This is a genomic window from Paenibacillus sp. JNUCC 35, from assembly GCF_058269095.1.
On the sequence record NZ_CM177771.1, the window covers coordinates 1,432,966 to 1,453,510 of the forward strand.

At 56.6% G+C, this 20,545-nt stretch carries 18 protein-coding genes; 9 read left to right on the plus strand and 9 right to left on the minus strand.

Annotation, left to right across the window (positions count from 1 at the left end; translation table 11 throughout):
• Positions 1-203: 203 nt before the first annotated feature.
• The 3 genes from AC2TF6_RS06495 to AC2TF6_RS06505 all read right to left on the minus strand — a co-directional run bounded on the left by AC2TF6_RS06495 (position 204) and on the right by AC2TF6_RS06505 (position 4,001).
• Positions 204-1,217 carry an LLM class flavin-dependent oxidoreductase gene (locus AC2TF6_RS06495; RefSeq protein WP_491310382.1) on the minus strand — a complete coding sequence of 338 codons (1,014 nt, stop codon included), beginning with the start codon at positions 1,215-1,217 and terminating at the stop codon, positions 204-206.
• A gap of 266 nt (positions 1,218-1,483) precedes the next feature.
• Positions 1,484-3,496 (minus strand): putative bifunctional diguanylate cyclase/phosphodiesterase, encoded by a 2,013-nt coding sequence (locus AC2TF6_RS06500; protein ID WP_491310383.1) that lies wholly within the window; start codon positions 3,494-3,496, stop codon positions 1,484-1,486.
• Positions 3,483-4,001 carry a DUF5317 domain-containing protein gene (locus AC2TF6_RS06505; RefSeq protein ID WP_491310384.1) on the minus strand — a complete coding sequence of 173 codons (519 nt, stop codon included), beginning with the start codon at positions 3,999-4,001 and terminating at the stop codon, positions 3,483-3,485. Before AC2TF6_RS06505 ends, AC2TF6_RS06500 begins: the two co-directional genes overlap by 14 nt.
• Positions 4,002-4,358: 357 nt before the next feature.
• Here AC2TF6_RS06505 and AC2TF6_RS06510 point away from each other — a divergent pair, with 357 nt between their 5' ends.
• Positions 4,359-5,129 (plus strand): metallophosphoesterase, encoded by a 771-nt coding sequence (locus AC2TF6_RS06510; protein ID WP_491310385.1) that lies wholly within the window; start codon positions 4,359-4,361, stop codon positions 5,127-5,129.
• A gap of 151 nt (positions 5,130-5,280) precedes the next feature.
• Positions 5,281-5,463 (plus strand): hypothetical protein, encoded by a 183-nt coding sequence (locus AC2TF6_RS06515; protein WP_491310386.1) that lies wholly within the window; start codon positions 5,281-5,283, stop codon positions 5,461-5,463.
• Between the two features lie 169 nt (positions 5,464-5,632).
• Here the strand turns inward: AC2TF6_RS06515 and AC2TF6_RS06520 are convergent, their stop codons facing one another.
• The 3 genes from AC2TF6_RS06520 to AC2TF6_RS06530 all read right to left on the minus strand — a co-directional run bounded on the left by AC2TF6_RS06520 (position 5,633) and on the right by AC2TF6_RS06530 (position 9,895).
• Positions 5,633-6,940, minus strand: coding sequence for an aminotransferase class I/II-fold pyridoxal phosphate-dependent enzyme (locus AC2TF6_RS06520; protein ID WP_491310387.1), 1,308 nt, complete (start codon positions 6,938-6,940; stop codon positions 5,633-5,635).
• A gap of 283 nt (positions 6,941-7,223) precedes the next feature.
• Entirely contained in the window at positions 7,224-7,550 is a 327-nt protein-coding gene (locus AC2TF6_RS06525; RefSeq protein WP_009676401.1) for a hypothetical protein, read from the minus strand.
• An 89-nt stretch (positions 7,551-7,639) separates the two neighbouring features.
• Entirely contained in the window at positions 7,640-9,895 is a 2,256-nt protein-coding gene (locus tag AC2TF6_RS06530; RefSeq protein ID WP_491310388.1) for a PrsW family glutamic-type intramembrane protease, read from the minus strand.
• A 382-nt stretch (positions 9,896-10,277) separates the two neighbouring features.
• Here AC2TF6_RS06530 and AC2TF6_RS06535 point away from each other — a divergent pair, with 382 nt between their 5' ends.
• The 4 genes from AC2TF6_RS06535 (at position 10,278) to AC2TF6_RS06550 (ending at position 14,772) form a co-directional block, all read left to right on the plus strand.
• Complete coding sequence (locus AC2TF6_RS06535) at positions 10,278-12,017, plus strand: aminotransferase-like domain-containing protein (protein WP_491310389.1); 1,740 nt, start codon at positions 10,278-10,280, stop codon at positions 12,015-12,017.
• 108 nt (positions 12,018-12,125) lie between these two features.
• Positions 12,126-13,586, plus strand: coding sequence for an NAD-dependent malic enzyme (locus AC2TF6_RS06540; RefSeq protein ID WP_491310390.1), 1,461 nt, complete (start codon positions 12,126-12,128; stop codon positions 13,584-13,586).
• 42 nt (positions 13,587-13,628) lie between these two features.
• On the plus strand, positions 13,629-14,108 hold the full coding sequence (locus AC2TF6_RS06545; RefSeq protein ID WP_491310391.1) for a GAF domain-containing protein: 480 nt from the start codon (positions 13,629-13,631) through the stop codon (positions 14,106-14,108).
• Between the two features lie 262 nt (positions 14,109-14,370).
• A complete protein-coding gene (locus AC2TF6_RS06550) occupies positions 14,371-14,772 on the plus strand; it encodes a hypothetical protein (RefSeq protein WP_491310392.1) in 402 nt (133 codons plus the stop codon).
• Between the two features lie 99 nt (positions 14,773-14,871).
• Here AC2TF6_RS06550 and AC2TF6_RS06555 read toward each other — a convergent pair whose 3' ends face one another.
• Positions 14,872-15,150: a hypothetical protein gene (locus tag AC2TF6_RS06555; RefSeq protein WP_491310393.1), complete on the minus strand. Its 279-nt coding sequence runs from the start codon at positions 15,148-15,150 to the stop codon at positions 14,872-14,874.
• Positions 15,151-15,346: 196 nt separating this feature from the next.
• On the opposite strand from AC2TF6_RS06555, the gene AC2TF6_RS06560 reads away from it, so the two are divergent.
• Positions 15,347-16,612 carry an enolase C-terminal domain-like protein gene (locus AC2TF6_RS06560; RefSeq protein ID WP_491310394.1) on the plus strand — a complete coding sequence of 422 codons (1,266 nt, stop codon included), beginning with the start codon at positions 15,347-15,349 and terminating at the stop codon, positions 16,610-16,612.
• Between the two features lie 26 nt (positions 16,613-16,638).
• Here the strand turns inward: AC2TF6_RS06560 and AC2TF6_RS06565 are convergent, their stop codons facing one another.
• Both AC2TF6_RS06565 and AC2TF6_RS06570 read right to left on the minus strand, forming a co-directional pair.
• Positions 16,639-17,310: a hypothetical protein gene (locus tag AC2TF6_RS06565; protein WP_491310395.1), complete on the minus strand. Its 672-nt coding sequence runs from the start codon at positions 17,308-17,310 to the stop codon at positions 16,639-16,641.
• A 144-nt stretch (positions 17,311-17,454) separates the two neighbouring features.
• The gene (locus AC2TF6_RS06570; protein ID WP_491310396.1) at positions 17,455-18,270 is read right to left on the minus strand and encodes an alpha/beta fold hydrolase; all 816 of its coding nucleotides are present in this window, start codon (positions 18,268-18,270) and stop codon (positions 17,455-17,457) included.
• A gap of 243 nt (positions 18,271-18,513) precedes the next feature.
• Between AC2TF6_RS06570 and AC2TF6_RS06575 the strand changes: the two genes are divergently transcribed.
• Both AC2TF6_RS06575 and AC2TF6_RS06580 read left to right on the plus strand, forming a co-directional pair.
• Positions 18,514-19,083, plus strand: coding sequence for a sigma-70 family RNA polymerase sigma factor (locus tag AC2TF6_RS06575; protein ID WP_491310397.1), 570 nt, complete (start codon positions 18,514-18,516; stop codon positions 19,081-19,083).
• The gene (locus tag AC2TF6_RS06580) at positions 19,080-20,540 is read left to right on the plus strand and encodes a Tat pathway signal protein (RefSeq protein ID WP_491310398.1); all 1,461 of its coding nucleotides are present in this window, start codon (positions 19,080-19,082) and stop codon (positions 20,538-20,540) included. The genes AC2TF6_RS06575 and AC2TF6_RS06580 overlap by 4 nt, the downstream gene beginning before the upstream one ends.
• Positions 20,541-20,545 lie beyond the last annotated feature (5 nt).

Genomic DNA, 20,545 nt, shown 5'->3' on the forward strand with positions numbered 1-20,545 from the left:
TTTTTCTATGAAGGTGCGGCTGCGGTGTGAAAATCGTTTGAGCGGTTAGCCGATTTTGCCGTGGGAAACGCCTTTCGGAAGGTGCGAGCCGGACGGCGTCCCGGACGAAGCCGAAGCCGGTTCCGGTCAAGCGGCCTTGGCCCGCAGCGTGCTCGCCGTGCGGAGAGAAGCCGGACTGCTTCGGGCGCATACTCGGCCTTGTTTTACTCCTCGCCCTTCATGCCGAAGGCGTCGGCGATCAGGCGGTAAGAGCGGAGGCGGGCGCCGAAATTGTGGATGGGCGAAACGATCAGCAGTTCATCCGCGCTGTAAGCTTCCGCAACCGCATGAAGCTGGCGTTTGACCTGCTCCGGATTGCCGACAATGCGCCGTTCCCGGCGCTCTTTGATGCGTGCGAGGTCATACTCCGTGTACGGATAATTCAGCGCCGTATCCACGGACGGGAAGAACCCGAGCTCCAGGCCGCGTTCCAGGCGCAGGAAGTACAAGTCCGTGCTTGACGCGAGCTTGTTCGCTTCTTCTTCCGTATCCGCGCAGACGGCGAGAACGGCTGCCAGCGTACGCGGCTTGTCGCCCAGCACGGAAGGCTGGAAATGCGCCTTGTAGTGGCGCATGGCTTCCTCGCCGCCGGGGCTGCCGAAGAATTGGGCGAAGCCGAACGCGGCGCCCTGTCTGGCGGCGATGCGGGCGCTTTCGCCGCTGGAGCCGAGCAGCCATACCTCCGGCGCCGTCGGTATGGAGGGCGAAGCCTGCAGCGCGGCGAAGGGGTGCTCCGGAGGCATCGCTTCGTGAAGGTAGCCGGCGATATCGGCTACCTGATCCGGATAGCGGTCGATGCTGACGTATTTGTCCGCCTGCAGGGCGCGGGTCGCCAGCGGCATACCGCCCGGCGCGCGGCCGAGCCCGAGGTCGATCCGCCCCGGGTGGAGCGCCTCCAGCAGGCGGAAGTTTTCCGCGACCTTGTAGGCGCTGTAATGCGGCAGCATAATGCCGCCGGAGCCCACGCGGATGCGGGAGGTTGCCGCCGCGAGATGGGCCAGGAGCACCTCAGGGCTCGAATGGGCCAGCGATTTCGAAGCGTGATGCTCCGAAACCCAGTAGCGGGTGAAGCCGAGACGGTCCGCTTCCTGCGCAAGCCGGGTCGTTTCTTTAAGAGCGTCGGAGGCCGTACGGCCTTCGGCTACTTGCGATTGATCCAGAATCCCCAATTTCAACATAAGCTCACCTCTTGTGGGTAACTGTAACAAAAACGATTTAACTGTAATCTTAACTGTAACAAATTTACGTTCCAAGGTCAAAGTTCCATCCGGTTTCGTTCCGTACACCTTGACGCGCAAAGGAGAGATGGCATTTTGTGCGAAGCTCGCTTTCTCGGATGACCGCCCATGTGTCCAGGCTGTTCCAGCCTGCGCATGCTGTCCGGCGGCACCCTGGCCCCGCCCGAATGCTGAAAAGACCCGCAGCTGCCTGCGGGTCTCCCGTATTAATCCGGCCGGGTTTCCGGCGTTCCGCTGCCGCCCCAAAGCTTTTCCTGCAGCCGGGAGGGGGTCAGCGGCTTGCTGATCAGGAAGCCCTGAATGCAATCGCAGCCCTGTTCTTTCAAATAAGCGAGCTGCTCTTTCGTCTCGACGCCCTCCGCCACGACCGTCATATGGAGGCCGTGGGCCAGTTGGATGACCGTGCGGACGATCCATTCATCTCCCGCGCGGTCGTTCATATGATGGATGAAGGACTTGTCGATTTTAAGCCGGTCGAACGGATAGTAGTTCAAGTAGCTGAGAGAAGAATAGCCGACGCCAAAATCGTCCATGGCGATGTGAACGCCAAGTTCTTTGAGCTGCCTGAGCGTACGCATCGTTTTGATTTTATTGCGGAGCAGAAGACTCTCCGTGATTTCCAGCTCCAGCCACCGGGCTTCCAGTCCGGTTTCGTCCAATATACGCCGGATCGTGGGGATCAGCTCGTCGTGTTCAAACTGGATGGAAGATAAGTTGACCGCCATTCTGACGGGCGGGAAGCCTTCGTTCTGCCAGGCTTTGTTTTGCTCGCAGGCAGTCCTCAGCACCCATTCGCCAATCGAAAGAATTTGCCGGCTTTCTTCCGCAAGAGGGATAAAATCTTCGGGAGATACGAGGCCGAGCTCCGGGTTGTTCCAGCGGACGAGAGCCTCCGTGCCTTGAATTTGGCCCGTATCCAGCTGGAGCTGAGGCTGATAGACGAGATGGAATTCGTCGCGTTCCAGCGCCTTATGTAGATTTCTCTGCAAAATCAGTTTCTTTTCGATCGTTTCTTCCAGGTCGGAGGTGAACATGGAGTACAAGTTGCCGCCGAGCTCTTTGGCCCTGTACATGGCGGTGTCCGCGTTTTTCACGATTGTTTCCGAATCGTATCCGTTGTCCGGATACAGGCTGATGCCGATGCTCGGCGTAATATAGATGTCTTTCCCCTGTAGGAAAAAGCCCGTTTTCAGCGCGGATAGGACCGTTTCGGCCACCAGAACGCAATCCTGCGCCCCCGCAATGTCCCGCACGATAATCGTAAATTCATCGCCCCCCAGCCTGGATACCGTATGGTCTTGCCCCAGACAGCTTTGCAGCCGTCCGGCCACTTGAACGAGCAGGGCGTCCCCGCTGATGTGTCCCATGGTGTCGTTAATATTTTTGAACTGGTCGAGATCGAGAAAAAGCAGTCCGACTTTTCCTTTCGTTTCCCGTGCCACGGCAATGTCCTGAGTCAAGTGTTCGTTAAAATGAGCCCGGTTGGGCAGATCCGTGACCGAGTCGTAATAAGCCATCTTTTTGTAGCGCTTGTTGCTTTCCTCAATGATATCGATCTGCTTCAAATACCCGGAAACAAAATAATGAATGATCTTGATCGCAATGATCGTGAATACGATTTCCGAAATAAAAAGCTCATAGCTGGGCTGCTTCAGCATTTTATAAAGCACGACCGAGGCGATCAGGATGCCGATTTGAAGACTGCGCGCCTCATAAATGGCTTTGCCTGCGGAAACGGGCGTACCTGGGACCGAACGCATGATGCCGAGCCTCAGCAGGAGGTTCACTCCCTCGAACGCGAGTAATGCGCATACGATTTTGACGTACAGAGGGGCCTGAGCGGTCAGAACGCCCGTACCCCAGGCAGCCAGCATACTGATGCCGTACATGCCGAGCGTAGAGAAGAAGCGGAACCATCTGATTTTATAGAAAGGCTTGGAGTGCAGCGTAAAGAACGTGAGCGTGTTCAGGACAAGAAAGAAAGTGCTTGCAAAGAATCCCATTTCAAAAAGTGAAAGGATAAAACCGATCGTGACCCCGCTGAAGTAAGTGCCGTTAGGCATTTTAAGGGGCATCATTTCAAAGACGATGACCATGACGGCGATAGGCAGCAAAATTTTCGGATCGTAAGCGTTTTGCGCGATAAAAGCCGTTGCGGTGATCAGGGTGAAGATTCCGAAAGCCGACAGCAGGGAAGTAAACGGGTTATGGTCCTTCATTCTTCCTCCTCTTCACCGAATTTCCGAGCATAAACCGGATGAGTCCGGCTCCGATCCCTATATCGCCGATGCTGATTACTCTTCGTACAAGCGGAATCCAATCGCCCATCCACCAGAAGGCGGACGCGGCCATGAGCTGATGGCGGGGTTCATTCTCCGGCAGGGACGCAAGTCCCGCCCATGCCAGCGCCGTATCGGATACGGGCATCAGTCCTCCGTGTATGACAAGAGCCGTCCAGTTCCAGAGAGCGCCCAGGAAAATAAGGGGGATGCCGGGAACTTTCCGGTTCAGCCACAAAAACAGAAGCACAGCCAAAATGGCCGCTTCCGTCCAATAGGAGTACGTCCGGTTTGTCCGGACCGTTACGGCGAAAATCACGATCTGGGCGGCAAAACTTCCGAGCAGGAGATACGGTAATTTGAAGTTCACTTTCTCTACCAGGGAGAGCGGGTTCCGTCCCGAAAGAAGGGTAATGACGACAGCCAGAACGATGAAGTAGATCATATTAACCTCCAAATAAAAAAAAGAACCAGGCTCAGCCCAGTTCCTCTAAGTGGCTCACGGACCCCAAGGAAAAGCCAGTCCGGATGAGTAAACCAATGCCGCAACCGTAAGAATAGCAAAAACCCAGCGTTTCATCGCGTTTACCTCCAATCCTTCAAAATATTAGGTACTAATTTCCATTATGTAATCTCATTATAGCTTCCGGGCTTTATTTGTACAAGGTATCCCATTTCGACAAAAATAGACACATTTGCGTTTGTTTTTTGTCGGCGCTATCCGGGATATCCGGTCTCTTGACGAACGCCGGATGCGTGGCTTATGGTGGAAGGAACCTTTATCTGGAACAGGATGAGACTTATGACCGTACTTGTGTGGCTTTTGCCTGCGGCAGCCTGCGCGTATCTCTTCTTGATCGTACCGACCATGTGGCTCAAAGTGGAGCGCGTGAGGGTACCGGCCGGGCTTGGCATTAAGATTTTGCAGATCAGCGATCTTCACGTCGAAAAGCTGAGGGTCCGTCCCGGCAGGCTTACTCGGCTGATTGACGCGGAAAAGCCGGATTATATCGCGCTAACCGGCGACTTCACCCGCAGAAGCAAGTATTTGCCGAAAGTTGAAAAGGTGCTGAAGGCGGTCGCTTCCCGCGGAATTCCGGCGTTTGCCGTTCTCGGCAATCACGATCACCGCCTGGATCCGGCCGGGATGAGGAAGCTGAACGCGATTCTGGACGAAGCGGGCGTTGCTCTGCTGAACAACCGGTCGGCCGATCTCGGGGCCTTCCAGTTCGTCGGCGTGGATGATCTTGGCACCGGACACAGCCGGATCGGAAAAGCGTTCCGGCATACCGCGGCGCACAAACCGGTCGTGGTGCTGACCCACGATCCGAACCTCGTCCTCCGTTTAAAGCGCCCGTTTACTTACTTGATGGCGGGGCATTTTCACGGCATGCAGTTTCATGTTCCGTTTCTGTTCCGTTTTATCCGGAAGGGGGAGCTCGCGGCGAGGGGAATTACGAAGGGCCTTCATGAAACCTCATACGGACCGTATTACATTTCCAAAGGGATCGGCCAGGCGGGTCCTAACGCCCGGTTTATGATCCGCAGCGAAGTTACCGTCCACGAGCTGTGACGGCGGGAGGAATGTTCGGCTGCCGGATGCGAACCCGTCACGCGGCCGGCAAATACCGAGCACCGGGAGCAGCGCCAGAGCAGTGGCAATTCTCGGCGGGACAGGGAACGAAGACGCCTGGATTTAAGACACGACAACGGAGGTACAACTAATGCAGGAGAAAAGCAGCTGCAAAATCCGGCGTTCCGGTCTCGTGCGAGAGCTGGACGGACCGTCGGCGGTTCTGGAGATCGAGGGCAGGACGGTACGTGTGCCCGCCGGTAAAATCACGGCCGGAACGGCCGCGGGAACGCCGGTGCAGTGGAATGGAACCTTGTGGATTCCGTTCAAGTGAATCCGCGTCCTCGTGTACACTGCCGTGACTCTTGCGGCTCCGATGACTTTCATGACTGCGACACGCCTATGGGTCTCCATGGAATCGCTTCTGTGACTTCCTATATACAAATATAAAAAGCCCGGCTATAGAAGCCGGGCTTTTGCATATGGAGCAACAGAAGTAGCGCTTATTTCGCGGAAACCGTCTCAAGGTCGCGTACTCCCTGATAGATCAGGTCGAAAAGCTCCTCGATGTTTTCTTCGTCGATACAGGAGAAAGCGACGCGAAGATCCGTTTCGCTGAGGGCGATCGTTCCGACGCCGTAAACTTCCAGCAGGCGCTGGCGGAGCGCTTCCGCATCGACGGTTTTCAGCTTCAGGCACATGAAGTAGCCGGAGTTGAACGGATAGTAATCCCAGGAGTCTCCGTACTTGCCGCTGTCGAGCAGAGCTTTCACTTTGTTCGCGCGGCCCTTCATGATTTCGAACTTCTCCTGCTTCTGAGCGTTGAATTCCGGAGAGTTCAAGGCGTGCAGGACAAACGTCTGCGAAGGATGCGAGCACGAGGAGATCGTGGCCCGGATAATCCCGAGCGTTTTCTGTTCCAGCGCACTGAGCAGCGCTTCATTCTTGCCGGCGTAAGTGATAAAACCTACGCGGAAGCCCCACACATACTCTTCTTTCGTAGCGCCGTCCACTTTAACCGCCAGTACGCGGTCGTGAAGTTCGGCAAGCTGGCCGAAAAGAGATTCCTGCAGGGAATCCTCGAAGAAGAGGGCGAAGTACGCATCGTCGGTAACGGCCACGACATTGATGCCCGCTTCCGCGGCTTCGCGGATTACGGAAACGATCTGGCGTCCTTCTTCCGGTCCCGGTGTATACCCCGTCGGATTGTTCGGGAAATTCAGAACGACGAACGCTTTGCCTTTGTCTTTCTGGGCAAGGAGCTGTTCGCGGAGTCCCGCGGAATTAAACGTGTTGTTTTCGTTGTAAAGCGGATACGTAACGATTTCGGCGCCCCGGCGGATTCCGAAGGTGAGCTCGTAGTTTTCCCAGTTTTTATCCGGAATAATGACGCGGTCCCCCGCTTCTACGAACAGGTCGGCCGCAATGCTCAGGCCGTGTGTAAGGGCGTTGGTCACGATCGGATTGCCGAACGTTTTGTTGCTTAAGGACGGATTCTCCTCCAGCATTTTTTTACGCCAGGCGGTGCGCAGACCGGGCTTGCCCGCAGGAGGCGCGTATTCGTAAAGATCTTTCGGATCATAGGCGGACAGCGTATCCTGAATGACCTTCAGGTGCATAGGCTGACCCTTCTCGATGGCAGTACCGATCGTGGCATTATATTTACCGGCTTTGGTTTTCGCCTCGGCCGATTGGCTCAAAATGCCGACTTTCGGGAAATAGATTTGCTTGCCCAACGACGATAACATCTCATACACATAGGCGTTTTCTTTTTCGATGGTTTCATTCAACTGCTTAGCAAGGGGGTTCATTCCGCTCCATCCTTCCGGGGTTATGGAAATTCATTTTAGCCATTATTATAGCACTTCTTACCGGAATGCGTCACTGCGTTACCTAAAAAAAACGGCTCCCGGTATCCGGAAGCCGTTTGAACCCGCAAGAACCGGTGATAAAGCTCCGGAAAAACGTGCGGAAAGCGCAAGAGAAACGTCGAGTGTATTGCCGAAGGAATAAGAAACCCGGGCAGAGAACAAGCGAATTTGCAGCTAGAGAGTAAGGAGACGCAGAGAGAGGAACGCTATCAAGTCCGGTATGCTAAGCTTCCATCCCGGCGTCGTACAGCAAAAGGATTTTGCGGATATGAGCGGCCAGCGATTCCCGCGGACAGACCAGATTCGTCTCATAGTATTCCATTTCGACAAGCTCGGGGTGCTCGAGCACGCGCTCGAACTGGATTTCACGGAACCCGATTCCCTGATTCGTTTCGCTCTCCAAGGCGGAGGCGACGGCTTGAAGCGCCGGGGGATCCAGGGCGTCTTCTTCCATATTCAAAATCATATAATGCCAGATATCATCGGCGTCGCTATCGACGGGGCGGTGAATCTGGGCCAGATGCCGCAGCAGCTCTATGTTGGCTTCCATGGTTGTCCTCCTTTCCGGACGTTCCGCATATCGCCTTTTTTCTTAGCGGCGGTACATGAGCCCGTGTACTTACGACAATGCGGTAAAATTTAGTCCTGATCCGCAGAAAGCCGGCGGAACGACACCGTCTGGCGGTGATTGTAAGGGAAATGGTCGATAATTTCCGTCAGATTGCCTTCGGCATCGGGGAGGACTCTTCCCTGAACTCCGATGATTTTTCCGTCGGGCCCAACCACTTCTTCTCTGAATGTGTATGCTTGAAGGCGGCCGCGATGGTCATTCTGCGATTGCAGCCGATTATGAAGAATAGCCTTGTTCAGCGCATCTTCCCCTAAACGATCGATCTCCGAATCGTTGTAGTGTTTGGGATAAAACGTTTTGCCGTATGTCAGGGAAGTGAACGTTTCCCCGGTAAGGGGGTCCGTTCCCTGCCGTCTGATGACGGCTCTGCGGATTCCGTTCTCCGGCAGTTCCTCGGTTCTCACCACGGTGAGTCGGTCCCGGCGGACGGCGTCGATCAAGCCGTTCCAGTTATGCAGCCCCCTGATCGTCCACCCGCCTCCATAGCGGGTTCCGGCAGGCAAATACGCCTGCTTCCCTTGGTGGACGGTCTGCCGCGTGCGCTCCGTTGTGAAACGGTGTCTGCGTTCCGGGACGGTTTCGGAACGCGCCGCGCCAGCCGCGCTGGCCGTATCGTCAGCGCCGAAGCCGGCGTCCGCCGCGCTTTCCCCGGCAGACAGGGCTTCGGCGGACTGGGCCGCACAAGGCTGTTCCTGCGCGCCGGAGGAAGCCTCGGGCGGCGCGCTTGGCGCGGAAGGCTTCTTCCCGGCTTCGAGACCCGCCAGGAGGTCGAGAAGCCGCCGCAGGCCGGCGGCCGCCGCCATACGCGGAGTGAACGCGCCGAACAGCGGCAAAATCTCTCCGGGCTGAAGCCGCCCGGCGTGTTTGCGGCGGGCTTTGAAGTCGCCCGCCAGCGTATCGCTTACCGCGCCCCACAGCGGGAAGAAAGAAGTGAAGAGAAAGGCGGTGCCGAGCAGGAGCACACCTTTCGCGGCCGCACTCTGCCCGCTCCACCAAGCCGCGGTGGGGGCGTACAGGCAGGAGACGCAGGCGCTGCCGCCAGGGCTTGATCCTGCGGCGGCTGCAAGTCCGCCGGTCCAGCCGGCGGCGCTCAGCAGAAGGAACCCCGCCGCAAGCAGGACGGGGACAGCCGCCTTGTTCAGCATCTTCATCTCATCCTGGAGATTTCCGAGGCTGCGCTTGGCGTCTTTTTTGCCGTACAGCAGGGTGAAGGCCAGGCGGCGCCGGATTCTGTAGAAACGGAGAAGGCTGACGTAGCGTTTGGCGCCTTCCGGCAGCATGCTCAAAGAACGGTAGAGCTCGCGGAACGGTTCGATCAAGTTTTCGGAGCGGAACAATGTCAGCCCCTTCCGCATGCGGTTCAGGTCGGCGTAGTCGTATGCGACCGCACCGATCAGCAGAACGATAAACAACGCCTTGGTATAAGCGCCGCCGCCTAGCGTCATATGAAACCCGTTCAGCCAGGTCGCCTGTGTCCCGTTATGCACCGCGTGATCCGCGGCGACCCAGACAAGCAGAAAGACGGGCAGCGCGTAAGCGGCTTTCCCGATGACCCGGCGCAGGCGGATGGCGATTCCGAGGCCGAGGGCGCAGAGGGCGGTGGCCGCCGTGTGCCCGGCCCAGGGCGAGGCGAGACCCTGCTCAAGGGACGGCAGGAAGTGAAACAGGTTCCAGCTCATCGCGCTATCCGGCGAAACCGCCGCGGAACCGGCCGGCTCCAGACTGGCATGCAGCCGCATCCAGTATTCCTCCAGGAACTGGAGTCCGGCTCCGGTAGCGCCGCCGATCAGGGCGAAGTCGGCCAGACTAAGCGAGGTCGCTTTGCGCGAGCCCCACAAAAACAGGAGCAGGGGAGCCAGCTTCATCAGTTCCTCCGTCAGCGGAGAAACGAGCGACGCATTCCAGACGGCATAAACCGCCGGATCAAACGGCAGGAAGACCAGCTGAATGAACAGCGTATTGAGCGGAGCTACGATCCAGGTGCCGATGATAAAAAAAGCGGCGTACGCGGACCAGCCGACGGTTTTGGAACGGCAGACGATCCACAATTGCCAGAGTACGTAAAAAGAGGCCAAAGCCTGCACCAGCAAAGTGCGGCTGTCTTTCATAAAAGGCAGGGACAGGCATAAGAAGGCCAGGCCGAGCCAAGATAAAATCGAATAGAAGGCGAACAAACGCGGAGCCTGCAAGGCTCTTTTTTTCCAATGGGTACGAAACCGGTCGAGAGCGGTCCGGATGGTTAAACGCAAACCAGGCAAAATCATATCATTTTCCTTTCTGTGCGCCGAAGGCAGACAACAAGCGTCTGTCCTGTTACCGGAGCTGCGGGTGGAGACGGGCAAAGAACCCATGCTTCGCTCCGCTGCCGGAAACAGCCCCCTTAAACAGGGCGGCGGCTTCAAATATTGCCTAAACGGAACAGGTGAAACGGCTTATAGAGCTTCCTTGATAGGGGATCAGGAAGTTCCTCAAGCTTGCTTCTCCCTTCACAAAAGTTCGTAGAGACCGCCTGAAATGGGACTCAGGTGAGCGGGGGCCGGAGTCGGCTGCAGCGCTGTTGATTTTGAACACGTCTCTGTGAGATGGTAAGAAGATAGAAACGATCAGACGGCTTTTTATTTTCACCGGAATTCGGCGGAGGTTTATGTGAAGATTTTAATCCCTTTTAATCACTATGCACAACTGTTTCCCCATAAAAATACCGCCCTCTACCGAGCGCTGCGGGAAAGTATAGTAGAAGGAAGACTGGAATCGGGCTCCAAACTCCCTTCCAGCCGGGAGCTGGCGGAGGTATACGGAATCTCCCGGGGACTCGTTACGCAAGTGTACGAGATGCTGATGTCCGAAGGATACATAGAAGGCAAACCGGGAAAAGGAACGTTCGTTGCCTACCGGAGCGATCAGACGGCGGGAACCGGCTCCTCTTCGGATGAACCCCTCCTTTTGTCAGCATGGGGACGCCTTTTGATGGAACCGGGAGGCGGCGCAGGCAGGCGGGGAGAAGGGAGGGGCGCCTCGGCAGGAAATAAGGACGATATCCGGGAGCAGGAGTACGGCGGAACAGAGCGGAGGCCGGACGGCGCAAACGCAGGTTATGCCGAAGCGAGAGGCGCAGAGCTGGCAGAGGCGAACGGGTTGAAAGCCGCGGATGCAGAGACTGCGGGGCAAGGGCAGGCAGACGGCATGAAGCAGGCAGGGATTGCCGGGCGAACCGCGGCCCTTGCAAGCCCGCCCGCGCGGGCGGACGAAACGCACTGCCGCAGTGCGGCCTCCTGGAGCGAACCGCAAACACCCGCGGGTCCGGGTTCCGTCGTCTTCGAGCTGTCCGGCACCGACAGCTCGGCCTTCCCGCGGCAGGCCTGGAACCGCTGCCTGCACGAGCAGGTGCGCAGCGCCGCCTTCCTTGAGAGTCCGCTTCGCGACCCTCAAGGCGACTATTCGCTGCGCTCGGCTATCGCGCTGCATCTGCGGCGCTCGCGAAGCATCGATGCGGACCCCGATTGCGTCGCAATCGTGAACGGGTCGATGCAGGCGATCGCGCTGACGATGCAGCTGCTGGTAGGTCCGGGCGACGAGGTAGTCGTCGAGTCGCCCGGTTACAGCGGCGCCGTGCGCGCTGCGGCCGCCGCAGGCGGCGTGCCCGTCGATGCGCCTGTCGACGGGCAGGGCATCATCCCGCAGCCATGGAATGCGCGGCTGCTGTTCGTCACCCCCGGACGGCAGTTTCCGACCGGGGCGGTTCTTCCGCTGAAGCGGAGGCAGGAGCTGCTCCGCTGGGCGAAGGAACGCGGCGCCGTCATCATCGAGGACGATTACGACACCGAGTTCCGCTACGCGGGCCGGCCCCTGGAGCCGCTTAAGGCGCTGGACCGCGAAGGCCGCGTCCTGTTCGTCGGCACGTTCTCGCGGACGATGTACGCGGGCCTGCGCCTCGGCTATGCGGTGCTGCCGCCGTCTCTCGTCGAACCTTTCCGGCGCGCCAAGCAGCATTACGAGCCTCTGACGACGGGGATGATGGAGCAGCGGGCCCTGGCGGCCTTTATGAACAGCGGCGCCTACGAGCGTCATCTGCGCAGGATGCAGCGGGTGTACGGGGAAAAATCCGCCTTGCTGCATTCGGGGCTGACCGCGCTGGATCCCGCATTTGAATGGATGCCGAGCGAAGCGGGACTCCATATTTTCGGCTGGTGGAAAGGCGGCGCGGAAGAGTACAGGCGATTTGCCGCCGAATGCGCCGAGCGGGGTGTCTTCTGGCGGGACGCCGGGCAGCATGTCCGCTGCGGAGGAAGACCCGCGGCATGTTTCGGCTTCGGACATCTGTCCCGGGAGGAGATCGGCCGCGGCATCGCCGTGATGACGGAAGTCCTGAGGGAAACTTTTTTGTAAGCATACAGGAATCTCCAAAAGGTTTGTGCTATGATGTGAATGAAGGACGAGCCCGGTTTGACTCGCCGAGGCTTTTCCGTACTAGAAATACCGTAGGAGTGATTGGATATGGCCGGATTTACCGGAGGTACAAGTATTATTTTGCGGCTTGAGATGATGAAAGAACGCACGAATTTCGGGCAGATCGCGACTACGATCGGCGACGCCGGCGGCGATGTCGTGGCAATTGACGTCAACCGTTCAACGAAAACCGTTACCGTCCGGGACATTACCGTCAAAGTCAGCGATCAGAATCAGACGGATGCCATCGTGAAGGCTCTAAACGAGCTGGATGGCGTAAAAGTCATTAACGTGTCTGACCAGACGTTCCTGCTTCACTTGGGCGGTAAAATCGAAACGACGGCGAAAATACCGATCAAGAACCGTGATGATTTGTCCCGCGTGTACACACCCGGGGTGGCAAACGTTTGTATGGCCATTCATGAAGATCCTTCGAAAGCGTTCTCATTGACGATTAAACGCAATACCGTCGCCGTTGTATCGGACGGTACGGCCGTTCTGGGGCTGGGCGATATCGGTCCGGAAGCGGCGATGCCAGTTATGGAAGGTAAAGCGATGCTGTTCAAGCAGTTTGCCGGCGTAGATGCTTTCCCGATCTGCCTCAATACACAGGACCCTGAAGAAATCATATCGATCGTAAAAGCGATTTCCCCGGCTTTCGGCGGAATCAACTTGGAAGATATTTCGTCCCCGCGCTGTTTTGAAATCGAGAACCGGCTTATCGAAGAGCTGGATATTCCCGTTTTCCACGATGACCAGCACGGCACGGCGGTCGTTCTGCTTGCCGGCATGCTGAATGCGGTCAAGGTTGCGGGCAAGAAGCTTGAAGACTGCAAGGTTATCGTCTGCGGCATCGGAGCTGCCGGTATCGCATGCACCAAGATTCTGCTTGCGGCAGGCGTTAAGAACGTAATCGGAGTCGACCGTCAGGGCGCTCTGGTCCGCGGCGAATCGTATCCGTACGATTCGTGGCAGTGGTATGCGGAGAATACGAATCCGAATGAGGAAAAAGGGCGTCTCTCCGACGTGATCGAGGGAGCCGATATTTTTGTCGGTCTGTCCGGACCGGGCGTGCTTAAAGTGGAGGACGTCAAGAAAATGGCGGCTGATCCGATTGTATTCGCCATGGCGAATCCGACACCGGAAATCTCGCCGGAAGAAGCGGAGCCTTACGTGCGCGTGATGGCGACGGGCCGTTCCGACTATCCGAACCAGATCAACAACGTCCTGTGCTTCCCGGGCCTGTTCCGCGGTCTTCTGGACTGCCGCGCTACGCGGGTCAACGAGCAGATGAAGCTGGCAGCCGCCAAAGCTATCGCGTCCGTCGTGACGGAAGAAGAGCTCAACGAGCTTTACATTATACCGAGCGTGTTCAACAAGCAGGTCGTGAAGAAAGTCCGCGAGGCCGTGATTGCGGCCGCTTATGAAACCGGCGTAGCCAGACGGAAAAGTGCGGATATCCGCAGTGACGAAGCCGCCCAGTCCGCAGACGGCGCGGGTATGCTATAATAAATTCCTGGTTACAGTTTTACTGGGAAAGCAGGCGATAACATGTTTCATACGGAAACTTACGGAGGAACCCGTGAAGAGCAGTACACCCTCGTCATTGCCCAGTTGAAGGCGCTGATTGAAGGGGAGACAAGCCGGATTGCCAATCTGGCGAACGCTTCGGCTCTGCTCGGCCAGTTTCTCCGGGATATAAATTGGGTCGGTTTTTACTTGCTCGAAGGAGAGCAGCTGGTGCTCGGGCCTTTCCAGGGGCTTCCGGCTTGCGTGCGCATTCCGCTCGGACGCGGAGTATGCGGTACCGCTGCGCAGAAGCGCGAGACGCTGGTTGTTGAGGATGTGGAGCAGTTTCCCGGGCATATTGCCTGCGACGCGGCCTCCCGCTCGGAGATCGTCGTACCGCTTGTTAAAGACGGCGAGCTGCTGGGCGTCCTGGATATCGACAGTCCGAACCTGGCCCGTTTTGACGAAACCGACCGCGTTATGCTGGAGCGTTTCGTGACGGAGCTGGCGGCTCAGCTGTAAACTCCCGATCGGGATACCCTATGCACGACGTGAATTTGTTTATGCAATGAACGGTTCTTAGCTTTGAGAAGCCCTCGTACCAGCCGGTGCGGGGGCTTTTTTAGCAGGCTCGCAAAACATTTTGTAATTTTGTATTTATTTTCCAAGATAGATTCGTTAGAGTAGAAGAAGAGAACACATTGGCGCTTTAGGCCGGAGGACGAAATATAGAGGATAAAGCTTGCTTGTAAAAAGAAACGCTCATTGCCGAGGAGGAGAGCTTATGAAGACGATTGAAATACGAAATCCGCTGCTGCCTCTGCTGGCCGGGTCGGTATTCAGCGCTTTTATGTTTGCCACGCTGATGATACAAAGTTGGGAACAGTCCGCCTTTCTTAAGCCGCTGACGGTTCTCGGCCTGCTTTTTGCGCTTTTTACCGCCGGATATGTCCTGTTCGATATGTTCGAATCCCGTCACATTGAATTTGAAGGCCGGGTAACGGACTATAACAACGGCAGGCTGTCGCTGAAGACGCGGGAGGGCAAGGTAAAGCACTACAAGCTGCCCTCCAGGGAAATACCGCCGGGGGAAAGCGGAGAGCTTCTGGAGCCGGGGAATCAGGTGAAGGCTACCGTGACGAAAAGAACCGGTCAGCTGCTGACCTTGGAGATCTTGTCCGGCTAACCGGGCGGACTTCCCGCAAGCGATAAACATCGCCGGAAGCAGGGACTGCGTTCCGAGGAGTTCCGATTCCGATATAGGCGGGAAAAGCTGAATCGGGCCTTATCGGGGCTCTTGATCCGGCTCTTTTTTCGGCCTGTCGGCCAAATTTTTCGGCCTGTCGGCCAAATATAGAATCAGATAAAAAAACGTCATGACCAGAGCCAAAACGGCGCAGGGGAAGCCTTTCGAAAACAAGTTCTCAAAGTGCTCCGCGTTTCCCAGAGGCCCGGTCCGCTGCTTGTAAACTTCCGGCATGCCACTGATAAATTGGACGGTGTATACGACCATCATTAGCAGGGACATACCTCCATAGAACAAATAAATCGGTCTTGTGCGCATGGTTTTCACCCCTTTCCCTTCCTTCCATTTTACGGCTTCCGTGTCTATAAAGTTGCGATAAATGGCCGATTCATTGACAGGCTCTGCCGTGACTCCTAAGATATGGGTACAATGAAATGTGCTTATGCGGGTATGAAGTTAAGCTGCCCGACAAAGAAAGCCCCGGCGAACGGGGAGAAAGAGGGCGAGAAAACGCATGCTGACAATTACGGAAAGCAACCTGCGAGTCGACCGGGAACCGCTGCTTCATCCTTTCGGATTTAAGGGAGGACAATTAACGGAGCTGTGGCAGCCGATTGTTACGCTAACTAGTGAAAGCGGTCACAAGGGTACGGGAGTGGGCGTCCAGAGTCCATTGTGGTCGGATGCGAATCTGATGGCGTCTCTCGGGGAACAGGGAGCTAACGAGCTCATGTACAAATTTGCGGAGGAGACCGTAAAGTCCCTGTCGGGAACCTCCTTCGGGCATCCGATGGAGCTGTTCGAAGAATTGTATGCGCGGCCTTCGCAGCCCTGGTTCGCCCGTCAGGGGCATCCGGATGTCCGGCCGACTTATGTTCTGAACGCGCTGGCGGCGGTCGATTTCGCGACCTGGGTCCTCTACGCGCGGGAGCGGGAGATTTACCGCTTCTCGGATCTGCTGCCGGGTGAATACCGCAGCCTAGGCGAGCAGAAGACGGAGGCGGTTGCAGCCGTTCCTGCTATCGCGTACGGTACGGACGACGGAGAAATCACCGGCTTGCTGGAGCAGGGCTGTACCGTGCTCAAAGTCAAGCTAGGATCCAGCGGCGACGATATGATCGACTGGGACAGCAGGCGCCTGCGGCATATTCATGAGCTGACCCAAGCTTATTTGCAGACCCGTCCGGCCCCGGCAGCGGTGTCTTATTATCTCGACCTGAACGGCCGTTACGCGGCAAAAGACGACCTCCTGCGGCTGCTGGAGGATGCGGACCGCAGCGGATCGCTGCCTTCTGTCATTCTGGTGGAAGAGCCGTTCCTAGACGGGCGTGAAATCTCCGTCGAGGATGTACCGGCCCGTATTGCCGGGGATGAGAGCATTCAGTCCGAAAGCGATGCCCGCTACTATATGGATCTCGGCTATGGAGCCCTTGCCCTTAAACCGGCGGCGAAGTCGATGAGCCTGAGCCTGAAAGTGGCCGCTCTGGCCGCCGAGCGGGGAGTGCCGTGCTTCTGCGCCGACCTTACGGCCAATCCACTGCTGGTGGAGTGGACCCGCGTGCTGGCCGCTCACCTCCGTCCTCTGCCCGGGATGGCTTACGGCCTGATCGAGTCCAACGGCGGGCAAAATTACCGCGGCTGGGACCGTCTCGTAAGCTATCATCCGGCGGCGGGAGCGGGCTGGACCCGCACGCGCGGCGGGTTGTTCGAGCTGGACGAGGCTTTCTACGCGGAAAGCGGCGGCGTATTCCGGCCGAGTTCCTACTACGAGAACCGCTAGGTATTGCCGCGGGCTGTATACCCGCGTCAGCGCCCTACGGCTTCGAGGCTGAGAATATCTTTCAAATAGCCCGGAAGGGCGTCGAGGTGGTTGCCGAGGAACGCGTCGCTTTCCCTGCCGACCCGCTGGGCGGCGGGCACCATGGAAAGCTGGGCCGCGAACACCGTTTTGCGGGGATGGTCTTCGATGGCATGGAACAGTCCTCTGGAAACCGCTTCGATATAATCGTTCTTCTTGCCCTGCATGACAAGCTGGAACGTATTTTCAAGAAGGACCGACTCCACCTGAATCTCCTGGCCGGCTGCGGCCGCAAACTTATGGAGCTGTTCCATCGTGCCTTCGACAGTCGAAGGATTGGTGAAAACGAGAACCGAAGGCCGGTTCAGCTGCAGGATTTTATGAAACAAAGGATCGTCGATCTTAATAATCGGCACCGGGCAGGAGAAATTTTCAGGCAGATGAGCCGTAAAATACGTACAGGTAATCAAAATGGCATCCACATGACAGCTGGCTAACCAGTCGAGTGTGGATTTTATTTTGTTCAGGGCCAGTTCCTCCGTAAAATCGCTGTCGTTCTTAATCCGGTCCAGACCGGGATCGACGAAATGCACCAGCTCGATGTCATAAGAGCCGAGGGCTTTCTCGATATGTTCGATATTGGAGTAGTGGGCATGATAGCAGCCAAGTTTTCTTTTCATTCGATAGACACCCCGTCCGAAGTTTTCTATGAAGTATAGCAAGGTTAACAATATTTGGCAATGGGAACACGGGGCCGAGCGGGTAAAAAAATGTCTTCTCACCCTGCGCCGGGAGTCGGCTGAACCGAATAACGAACCGGATGACTAGGAACCGGCGAACCGCATCAGCTCCCGGTTGAATTTGCCCATCTCACAGTAAAACAAGCCATGTCCGCTGTACGCGAACGGCACGAGCTCCGAGTCCTTGATGCCCGCTTGTGTCGCCTGGGCTAGCGGATAGGGACAGATCAGGTCCTGCGCCCCCTGGAAAATCACTGTGGGCACCGAGATTTTGGGCAGATCGGGACGCAGATCCTCGTCTCTCAAAAGAGCCGCTCCCATGGCGGTCGCGTGCCCGGAGGACGACAGGGCGATCCCGTGAAACCAGTTTTGAAGAGGGGCCGACACATACCGGGCAAAGAAACGGCCGCCGAGATCTTCGAGCATTTTAGGGCGGTCGGTATAGGTTCCTTCTATGAGATGGTTCAGTTCTTCGATTGAATTGCCGTACGGGAAGTCCGGACGTTTGGTAAATAGGGGAGCCGCCGGAGCGAACAGAGCCAGCCTGGAAACGCCAAACCCGCCGTGTCTGGCCATATACCGGATCGCGATGGCTCCTCCCATGGAAAATCCGGCCAGTATAATGCCTTCGAGCCTAAGCGTCTCGATCACACGGCGGATATCGTCCGCCATCCGGTCGTAGGAATAGCCTCCCCAAGGGCGGTCGGATTTGCCGAACCCTCTCAAATCGACGCCGATACAGCGGTATCCGGCTTTGGGAAGCTGATCGAACTGGTACTCGAACATCGTGTGGTTAAGCGGCCAGCCGTGAATGAACAGAATCGTTTTGCCGCCGCCCCCGGGGTTCAAATCCTCGACATAAAGGTTAACTCCCTGCTCTACGGGGATGTAGATGCCCATGCTGCGCCTCCTTTGGATGAAAAAATAAATAAGGGCGGTGACCGGGGATTGATTGCATGAAAGAGATCGCAATTCCTATGAACCAAACACCGGTCGGTATTGAAGAATATCCGCTTTTTCTAGTGTATGTGTGAAGGTTTGGACGATATTTCTACCCGCTTGAGTGATTGTGAAGGGAACGGACGTAGTTACATAGTGACAGAATAAAACGGATTTAGGGATGGGACATACGGGGGGCGCTATATGGAAAAATCGGAGGAGTGGCTGGCACGCGGGATGTCCGAACAGGATCCTGCCGCACTGGAAGCGCTTATGGATTTATACGCTTCGAATATATACGGTCTGGTGCATCGTATCCTTCAAGGAGCGGTATCGCGTGAGGATATCGAGGAATGTGTCAGCGATGTTTTTGCCGCCGCCTGGAACAGGACCGTAGAATATGAGCCTCGACGGGGGACTTATAAAACTTGGCTGCTTATTCTCGCCAAATACAAAGCGCTGGATTACCGCCGGCGATTGAGACCGGAAAACCGATTGGGTAAAATGCTCACGGAGACGGAACTCACGGCCGAAACGGATACCGAGCAGATCGTTCTTGACCGGGAAATGCAGGAAGAATTTTTAGCCTTGATCGACAGGCTGGAAGACAAAGACCGGATTATTTTCTATCGGCGATATTACTATTACGAGTCCGTGGAGGAGATTGCGGCTGCTGTGGGGTTGACGGCCAAGGCGGTTGAAAATCGGTTGTACCGAGCCAGGAAAAAGCTCAAGGAGCAGATGAAAACAGTTCGTAAGGAGGGGATCTCATGAAAAAACGCGAAGAAGAACTGGAATGGTTTGGGCTTCTGGATGAAATAACGGCCGACTTGGCAGAAAATCACATCCCTGACTTGGATACAGCGGAATTTCCATGGGAGAAAGACCCCGGCAGGCTGACAGCAATTAAGCAGCGGACTTTTGAGAAAATAGCCGTGATATCCCCTGGCACAAAGACAAAGACCGCGATTTGCCCTTCATCCGGCGGAGAGCTTGCACCGGCTGTTTCTCCGGTTAGGCGAACGGGAACAAATCGACCGAAGCTCCTGCGCAGATATGCTCTCCTGGCCGCGTTAGCGGCTTTGCTGCTTACCGGCGGGGTGCTTGCGGGCGCTCAGCCGGAAGTGGCTGCCCAAATGCGGCGTGTGCTTCAATACCTGCCTGGCTTTGCCGGAGTTGCCGATTCGGAGAAGACGGAGCAGCGGGTGGAGTACGTGCAGCCACTGCCGACTACTCATAAAATCGGAAAAGGGCAGCTTGAAATCAGAGGACTTTCCATCGGTGAGAAAAACTCGTCCGTTACGCTGGTCGGCACCGGCTTGCCCCGGGCCTCGGAGGTGACCCTGCGGAACGGCCTGGGAGAGAAGTACGTTTTCCGCCGGGCTACGCTGACGGGGGCGGAAGGAGGATGGACCGGGTTTTACGGCTACGAAGGCCGGATCAAGGTTACCGGCGATACGACCCTGATTGTGGAGGGGCAGCAGCTCCCTTTGAAGCTTGTCACTCCCCGGGAAGTGGAGCAAGTAGCGGATCTCGGTCCTACGGCTGAACATAGCGGGATCCGGTTGACCGCCGTGAGTGCGGCGGTGGATGAAGGGAAGATGAAACTAACGATTCTTCCTCAACTGCCGGGTGAAGTGAAAATCAATTCATACGGGTTTAATTCTTTTTATAAGGAAGTTCCGTCCGCTAAGCTCTTTAATCCCGGCACGGGTAAAGAAATTCCCTACACGCAGGACGAGACGTTCCCTAATCCGAGTGAAATTTACTGGGAGCGCGGCAACGAGAGGGAGGGCGGAGTCAAGCTGGTCATCCCCGCGATTGATCTGACGAGAAGCTATGACCAGCCGGCCGTCATCCGTCTCCCTGTTCCCGATAAGGGGAGTGTGGAAATTAACCGGACGTTTGACTTGTTCGGTTTTCCGGTCAAGGTGAGCCGGGTGGAGAGAATTCTCAAGGGGGAGAAAATTGACGGAGAAGGCGAAGCCGGGGAAGACAGCATCCGCATCTGGTTCGAGCTTCATAACGACGAGCAGGCGGCCGAGATCTTGTACGAATTTCCCCCAAGTCTGTTAAATGGCGGCGCGGTCTGGCACCGTAACGAGCAAACCAACAGGCTGGAATGGATGCTTCTGTCGGTTCAACCCGGTCAGAAGGAGTACGAGTTGAAGGTGTCATCCCTTCATACGCTGGTAAGAGGTCCGTGGGAATTTTCGGTGGATCAACCTTAGTCGAG

Coding starts and splice junctions, on each gene's coding strand:
- AC2TF6_RS06515 (WP_491310386.1), top strand. CDS start 5,281: ATGCAGGAGAAAAGCAGCTGCAAAATCCGGCGTTCCGGTCTCGTGCGA.
- AC2TF6_RS06530 (WP_491310388.1), bottom strand. CDS start 9,895: ATGATTTTGCCTGGTTTGCGTTTAACCATCCGGACCGCTCTCGACCGG.
- AC2TF6_RS06560 (WP_491310394.1), top strand. CDS start 15,347: ATGCTGACAATTACGGAAAGCAACCTGCGAGTCGACCGGGAACCGCTG.
- AC2TF6_RS06520 (WP_491310387.1), bottom strand. CDS start 6,940: ATGAACCCCCTTGCTAAGCAGTTGAATGAAACCATCGAAAAAGAAAAC.
- AC2TF6_RS06570 (WP_491310396.1), bottom strand. CDS start 18,270: ATGGGCATCTACATCCCCGTAGAGCAGGGAGTTAACCTTTATGTCGAG.
- AC2TF6_RS06550 (WP_491310392.1), top strand. CDS start 14,371: ATGAAGACGATTGAAATACGAAATCCGCTGCTGCCTCTGCTGGCCGGG.
- AC2TF6_RS06540 (WP_491310390.1), top strand. CDS start 12,126: ATGGCCGGATTTACCGGAGGTACAAGTATTATTTTGCGGCTTGAGATG.
- AC2TF6_RS06495 (WP_491310382.1), bottom strand. CDS start 1,217: ATGTTGAAATTGGGGATTCTGGATCAATCGCAAGTAGCCGAAGGCCGT.
- AC2TF6_RS06580 (WP_491310398.1), top strand. CDS start 19,080: ATGAAAAAACGCGAAGAAGAACTGGAATGGTTTGGGCTTCTGGATGAA.
- AC2TF6_RS06555 (WP_491310393.1), bottom strand. CDS start 15,150: ATGCGCACAAGACCGATTTATTTGTTCTATGGAGGTATGTCCCTGCTA.
- AC2TF6_RS06505 (WP_491310384.1), bottom strand. CDS start 4,001: ATGATCTACTTCATCGTTCTGGCTGTCGTCATTACCCTTCTTTCGGGA.
- AC2TF6_RS06565 (WP_491310395.1), bottom strand. CDS start 17,310: ATGAAAAGAAAACTTGGCTGCTATCATGCCCACTACTCCAATATCGAA.
- AC2TF6_RS06510 (WP_491310385.1), top strand. CDS start 4,359: ATGACCGTACTTGTGTGGCTTTTGCCTGCGGCAGCCTGCGCGTATCTC.
- AC2TF6_RS06545 (WP_491310391.1), top strand. CDS start 13,629: ATGTTTCATACGGAAACTTACGGAGGAACCCGTGAAGAGCAGTACACC.
- AC2TF6_RS06575 (WP_491310397.1), top strand. CDS start 18,514: ATGGAAAAATCGGAGGAGTGGCTGGCACGCGGGATGTCCGAACAGGAT.
- AC2TF6_RS06525 (WP_009676401.1), bottom strand. CDS start 7,550: ATGGAAGCCAACATAGAGCTGCTGCGGCATCTGGCCCAGATTCACCGC.
- AC2TF6_RS06500 (WP_491310383.1), bottom strand. CDS start 3,496: ATGAAGGACCATAACCCGTTTACTTCCCTGCTGTCGGCTTTCGGAATC.